At 49.0% G+C, this 6,427-nt stretch carries 5 protein-coding genes; 1 reads left to right on the forward strand and 4 read right to left on the reverse strand.

What is annotated here, in order from left to right; translation table 11 throughout:
• Positions 1 to 16: 16 nt before the first annotated feature.
• Genes ABUA47_RS06070 through ABUA47_RS06085 form a run of 4 tightly spaced genes read right to left on the reverse strand, consistent with a single transcriptional unit; the run spans position 17 to position 4,639 of the window.
• Positions 17 to 355, reverse strand: a complete 339-nt coding sequence (locus ABUA47_RS06070; RefSeq protein ID WP_035449198.1) for a hypothetical protein — start codon at positions 353 to 355, stop codon at positions 17 to 19.
• Positions 356 to 400: 45 nt separating this feature from the next.
• The gene (locus tag ABUA47_RS06075; RefSeq protein ID WP_347774394.1) at positions 401 to 2,146 is read right to left on the reverse strand and encodes a bifunctional metallophosphatase/5'-nucleotidase; all 1,746 of its coding nucleotides are present in this window, start codon (positions 2,144 to 2,146) and stop codon (positions 401 to 403) included.
• 26 nt (positions 2,147 to 2,172) lie between these two features.
• On the reverse strand, positions 2,173 to 4,083 hold the full coding sequence (locus ABUA47_RS06080) for a HAMP domain-containing sensor histidine kinase (RefSeq protein WP_347774401.1): 1,911 nt from the start codon (positions 4,081 to 4,083) through the stop codon (positions 2,173 to 2,175).
• Positions 4,076 to 4,639, reverse strand: coding sequence for a hypothetical protein (locus ABUA47_RS06085; RefSeq protein ID WP_008663017.1), 564 nt, complete (start codon positions 4,637 to 4,639; stop codon positions 4,076 to 4,078). The genes ABUA47_RS06080 and ABUA47_RS06085 overlap by 8 nt, the downstream gene beginning before the upstream one ends.
• Before the next feature lie 132 nt (positions 4,640 to 4,771).
• Here ABUA47_RS06085 and ABUA47_RS06090 point away from each other — a divergent pair.
• A partial coding sequence (locus tag ABUA47_RS06090) for a helix-hairpin-helix domain-containing protein (RefSeq protein WP_349831460.1) occupies positions 4,772 to 6,427 on the forward strand: 1,656 nt, incomplete at its 3' end.

Raw genomic sequence — 6,427 nt, forward strand, 5'->3', positions numbered from 1 at the left:
TTTTTAAACCTAATGACTATGAAAAAAGAGCGGGAGGAGCGCGAAGGGAAAGGGTACGTATAACTTCCCCCTTAACAGTAGGCGTTGCCGGTTTGGCTCTGAGCATGGCCAGCAAAGGACGCATCGGGTGCTGAACCTCATACACATCCGCCCCGGAAGAGCAGAATGCCGACAAATGCCCGATGACCAGCAGGGAAGTCTGGGAGTGAGAATGTGTGCCATGAAAAGGGTGCGAGTGCGTTATCAGCACCCCATTCACATAATGGACGTGAGTGAACGCGGTGATGCTTGCCTGGTACATGATAAACAGTACCAGCAAGCTCAATGCGCCTATAATTTTTTTCTTCTGCTTCACGTCCAAAAACTTATACTATAGATTCTGAGCCGCAAAGATAGTGAATTATTCTTTAACTTTGCCAAACAAGAACTCATAATCACGCTTGGAAGCCGGAGCCGCCCATTCTTCGGGAATGAACTTCCACTGATTCAGCGCACGCGGTTCAATCACCTTCTTTCGCTCGATGTACTGCATCAGATAATAGCGTAAGTCCTTATCCGTAGAGTGGATGATGCGCTCCTTCAATTCATCCTGCGAGATGCCGGAACCCTTTGTCAGCAATTCGCCACCACCGTTTCCACGATAAGAATTCACCGCTACCTTATACATTTTATCCATATTGAACGGGGTACCGTCTGCCATGCTGAGAATGGTTACCTTCTCGCCATCCGGCTTGGTCACATCCACCGTGTAGATAATACCCGCCGCAGAATCGAAGTTGAAGCTGAAATTCTTGAATGAGGCCCTATCCGTAGCACCTTCGCGGCGCTTCTCACGGAAGAGAAGGATATGGTCGTCCGGAGACTTCATCCGATTGGTCCACAAATCATACGACATCTCCAAGGCATCGCGTATCTCCTTTCCCGTCAGACGCATGGTGTAAAGCATATTTTCGTACTTATACAGATTGAACATATCGTTCACAAAAATGTCTCCTTTACGGATTTCCGTATCATAGGACAAAGGAGCCGCAAAAGAAATATCCGCTCCGCTGATTGCCAACTGCAACTCATGAATAAGGTCTATAAAAGCGGAAGAGCCGAAATAGGCAGGACGTGTGGAGATGGTCTCGGTAAAGGAACCTATCTTCTTGGAAACAAAATTCTGCACAGCTTCATTTTCGGGGGCAAAGCGTTGCATGAACTCTTCGCTGACGCCGTAGTCTTGCGTATCGGACAGTATGCCGTCTATCTTCTTGTCTATAACTTTACCATCACGCAGTTTCAAGGTTATATCCACATTACTCACAACGACACCGTTGCTGGCAGGGTCCATCACCAGTACCGAGTCACCGGCTATGTTGCACACCCTCTTGCATTCGCGCGCATGGTCGTGCCCCATCAGGACAATATCGAATCCCGGCACGTTGCACGCCACTTCCACCGAAGCGTTTTCGCGATACTTGCCTCCCATCAGCTGGGCATCCTGGCCGGCATGGAACATACCGATAACCAAATCAGGCTTTTCCTGCTCACGGATAATCTTCATCCATTTGCGGGCAGTCTCCTCCATATCGTCGAAACGCAGCCCTTTCCACAGATTCTCTGAAAGCCATACGGGGATGGCAGGAGTTATCATACCGAGAACCACAATTTTCACTCCGTCACGTTCCAGCACCTCATAGGGTTTGAAATGGGTTTCTCCGGTAGCAGTATCCACAATATTGGCACCCAATATCGGAAAACGGCAGTCACCTGCCCAACGGTCGAAAACGGTACGGCCGGTCTCTACGTCATGGTTACCCATATTACCGGCATTATACCCCATGAAATTCATCATCTCCGCTGCCAGATGAGGGGCAACGGTATCTATGTAATTATAATAATAGGCTGTGGGCTGTCCCTGCAGAATGTCGCCATTGTCCAAAAGAATCAGGTTTTCGCCATAAACCTCACGTTCCTTTTGCACCAAAGCATGCACACGTGCCAGACTGCCGGTTGCCTCCCGGCGGCGTATAAAGTCGTAGGGATAGTAGTTGCCGTGTATATCACTGGTCTGTACGACTTTCAGTTTCACCTCTCTTTCCTGCGCAGGCAGTATGCTTGTCAGGACAAAAATCCAGATAAAAAAACAACTAAATCTTTTCATTATATATCCTTATTTCTTGTCGGTTCTTATAAGTTCATAGGGTGGGTAAACATAAACCGCGCTCCATCCGTATAGGCAGGATCTATCCAAATCTCGCCGCCCCACTTCTCAACGGTCAGCTTACAGATGGACAGGCCCAAGCCGGTTCCCTGCACATATTCGTTCAGCTTCTCGAAACGTTCGAACACCCGTTTCTGTTTGTCCAAAGGAATGCCGCAACCGGTGTCGGTCACCGAAAATACTGCTACATTCCCTGCTGTATCCAGTTCCAGCTTCAAGGTTATCGTGCCTTCTTTTGTAAACTTGTCCGCATTGGAAAGCAGATTTATCACAACCTGCTGTAAACGCTGCACATCCGTCCGCATCTCCACTACCTCACGTTCACACTCAAATAAGAATTGATTGGTCGACCTGCGTGCCTGGGCCACGGAAGCTACTACCTGCTGGCATATCTGCACTACATTGCAGCTCTCCAAAGAAAGGATGACGCGGTCGGCCTCCAAACGGGACACATCCAATATGTCATTGATTAGCCGAAGCAGCAAATCAGAGTTGGTCCTGATAATCTCGAAATAGCCACGCTGTTCTTCTTCCGAGGCTCCTCCGGCAGACAGCACGTCCGAGAAGCCCACAATCGCATTCAATGGAGTACGGATTTCGTGGCTCATATTGGCAAGGAAAGCACTCTTCAGGCGGCTGGATTCTTCGGCACGGTCCTTTGCTTCGCGCAAGGCACCTTCGGATACCTCCAGTTCATCCTTCAACTTCTTTGTATGATAATAAAAATAAAGGGAAACGAACAAACCGCCCAACAGCACCAACAGAACAACACCGACAAACCAGATATGATACTTGTACTGCTCGTAGAAAGAAGGGGTTACGTTCAGCATCTTTACCGGTTCCGGAAGGCCGGCGATATTCAGTTTCTTTTCCTTCACAAGTTTGCCGTCCAGTATGGTCTCATTCGGAATGATTTCCATATGGGTCTCACTATCCTGAGGGGTGGTCAGCAGGCGGTAGGACTGTCTTGCCATCTCCTTGCCCAAAGCACGGTAGGCAGGAACGACACCTGCCACAGCCCAATATCCCAAGCCTACGGAACTGAGCGAGAAAGTGGGCAAAGTGGGAGCTGCTTCCATCATGGCGTAGGTTGCATTCCGCATGAAGTAACCATCGTTCATGTCCACACGCCATGTCCCCATCAATATAGCTGTATTTTCCGGTAACTCATGCAATCTGTCACAAATGGTATATATGGTATGGACGCGTCCGTCCAGCAGAATCAGGTTGAGTTCCGGAAACTTCTGCATCTCCTTCACTACATAGGCTTGCATGGCAACGCCGCCATAACTGTTGTCTGAGACAAAAGCGATATTCTTGGTGCCGGGATACATCTGCTTTATCATATTGATGTTGGCCTCCACATCATACTCATAAACGAAGCCAGCCTTGATAGGCGAACTGGGGAAATCCGTGAAGAAGTCGACGGATTCGGGCATCCAGGTCTTTAAGTCGACCGTATCGCCCGGCAACAATATGGCGTTACGGCTGGACAATGCACTTACGACCGGAGTATTGCCGCGTATAGAGTCGGGCAGAGAAAGATAGGCAGCCCAAGCCTCCTGCCCAATAAGGACGGTCAGCGCCGGACTGTTATCGCCCTGGTATTTGGACAATAGCTCCACCATCCTCCGTTCCCAAAGGGGAGATTCGGAGAAGCTTTTGCAGTTCATGTTTTCCAATGCGATGGTGTTTGTCCCGCCCAGGCGTTGGAACTCCTCCATAAAGTCTGAGATGTTGCCGGAAGTACGGCCAGCATCCGGGTTATAGGAACTGATAATCAGTATCGGATGCTCCCCCGTAATAGAGAACACTGGTAACAGACAGCAGAATAATGCTATGATACATGACGATATGGTACGAAACACATCAGTCATGAAGGTCATAGTCATTAATGCCATAAAGTATGGCGTAGGACTTTGCTAAATTTGCTTTTTCAAATTTAGCCATAAATGTGGTGTCACTCTCGGCATTGGTATCACGATGTTTTGCTTCGTTAAAGTCATAAATATCCTTCAGGCCTACGGGAACGCCCTCCTCATCAAAGAAGATTGTCGCACAGCCCAAGGCATAATCAAATTCATCATTCTCATAGAAAGAAATGGTTTGGGAATAATAGACCTTTCCTTTAATGATTACCTTCTGTGGGCCATGAAACAGCTTCTCGCTTGCCGCACGCGAGGCAACAGCCGCTTTCGCAATCCGCTCAAAGACTTCTGACGACACGGTCATAGTTTGACCTTTTTTTGTAAAATACCAAAGCAGGCATTGTTTTTCAAAATCGCTATTCACTTTTGCCATGAAATGCTTCAATACCTCCTCAAGGTTTTTGCCGAAATGTGTTTGAGCCTCATTTTCGGCTGCTTTCACTAACGTATTGATAAATGTAGTGAGCATTTTATCTAAAATCGATTGACCTTTAGCTTCTTCCATATTATTGTTTATTAGTTCGTTATAGTTGACAAACTTCGCAATAATAAATGATTTTTCCAAGAATATGGGGTTTATTTTCGTACGACGATTGTTTTTCGTACTTTTGGCATCCATTATAAAAAGAGAGAACCGATGATACAACATTTCCACCGCATGATATCTGCCGCCCTCGGCATATCAGAGAAACAAATAGTACAGACCCTCGGATTGCTGAACGATGGTGCCACCATCCCCTTCATCAGCCGCTACCGAAAGGAAGTGACGGGAGGACTGGACGAAGTGCAGATTGAATCCATAAAGACCCACTATGAAAAGCTGAACGAAATCGCCAAACGTAAAGAAACCATCCTGAACACCATACAGGAACAAGGTAAACTGACCACCGAACTTCAGAAACGTATCGAGGAGACTTGGGACAATACCCTACTGGAGGACATCTACCTCCCCTACAAGCCCAAACGGAAAACACGTGCCGAAGCAGCCCGTCAAAAAGGACTGGAACCCCTCGCCACCCTGCTGATGCTGCAACGTGAGCCTCATCCGGAGGAACGCGCCGCCAATTACGTGAAAGGAGACGTGAAGAACGTGGAAGATGCACTGAAAGGTGCCCGTGACAGCATAGCCGAGCATGTTAGCGAAGACGAACGTGCCCGAAACAGCGTGCGCAACGCATTTGCCCGCCAAGGCACACTGACCGCCAAGGTGGTGAAAGGCAAAGAAGAGGAAGCGACCAAATACCGCGACTACTTCGATTGCTCCGAATCGTTGAAGCGATGCAGCTCCCACCGCCTGCTCGCCATCCGGCGTGCCGAAGCGGAAGGCCTGCTGAAAGTCAGCATCAGCCCAGACGATGAGGAGTGCGTGGAACGGCTGGAACGCCAATTCGTGCGGAGCAACAACCCCTGCGGACAGCAAGTGGCGGAAGCCGTGCAGGATTCCTACAAACGCCTATTGAAGCCATCCATAGAGACGGAATTCGCCACGCAAAGTAAGGAACGTGCTGATGAGGAAGCCATCAAGGTATTTGCCGAAAACCTCCGTCAGTTGTTGCTGGCTTCACCACTGGGGCAAAAGCGTGTGATGGGTATAGACCCCGGATTTCGTACGGGTTGTAAAGTTGTGTGCCTCGATGCACAAGGAAATCTGCTCCACAATGAGAACATCTACCCCCACCCTCCGGTCAGCAAGCAGAAAGAGGCATTTGCCAAGCTGCAAATGATGATAGAGTCTTATAAGATAGATGCCGTAGCCATAGGTAACGGAACTGCCAGCCGCGAGACGGAGGAGTTCTTGAAACATCAGCGCTTCAACCGCGACATACAGATATTCATCGTCAGCGAGCAGGGAGCTTCCATCTATTCGGCCTCTAAAATTGCACGGGACGAGTTTCCCGACTACGACGTCACCGTACGCGGTGCTGTGTCCATAGGCAGACGACTGATGGACCCGCTGGCAGAGTTGGTAAAGATTGACCCGAAATCTATTGGTGTGGGGCAATACCAGCATGATGTGGACCAAACCAAGCTGAAAAAATCACTGGACCAGACCGTAGAAAACTGTGTAAACTTGGTAGGTGTCAACCTGAACACCGCAAGCAGCCATCTACTGACCTACATCTCGGGATTGGGTCCGCAACTGGCACAGAACATTGTGAACTATCGCGCCGAAAACGGTGCCTTCACCTCGCGCAAGGAACTGATGAAAGTACCTCGTATGGGTGCCAAGGCGTTTGAGCAATGTGCCGGCTTCCTACGCATTCCGCAGGCAAAGAATCCGCTGGACAATACT

Source organism: Bacteroides sp. RTP31139st1_H2_RTP31139_211217 (assembly GCF_040227615.1).
Classification (GTDB): domain Bacteria; phylum Bacteroidota; class Bacteroidia; order Bacteroidales; family Bacteroidaceae; genus Bacteroides; species Bacteroides uniformis.

Bases quoted from the DNA above. Each gene is read 5' to 3' on its own strand.
- ABUA47_RS06075 (WP_347774394.1), bottom strand. From the start codon at position 2,146: ATGAAAAGATTTAGTTGTTTTTTTATCTGGATTTTTGTCCTGACAAGC.
- ABUA47_RS06080 (WP_347774401.1), bottom strand. From the start codon at position 4,083: ATGACTGATGTGTTTCGTACCATATCGTCATGTATCATAGCATTATTC.
- ABUA47_RS06085 (WP_008663017.1), bottom strand. From the start codon at position 4,639: ATGGAAGAAGCTAAAGGTCAATCGATTTTAGATAAAATGCTCACTACA.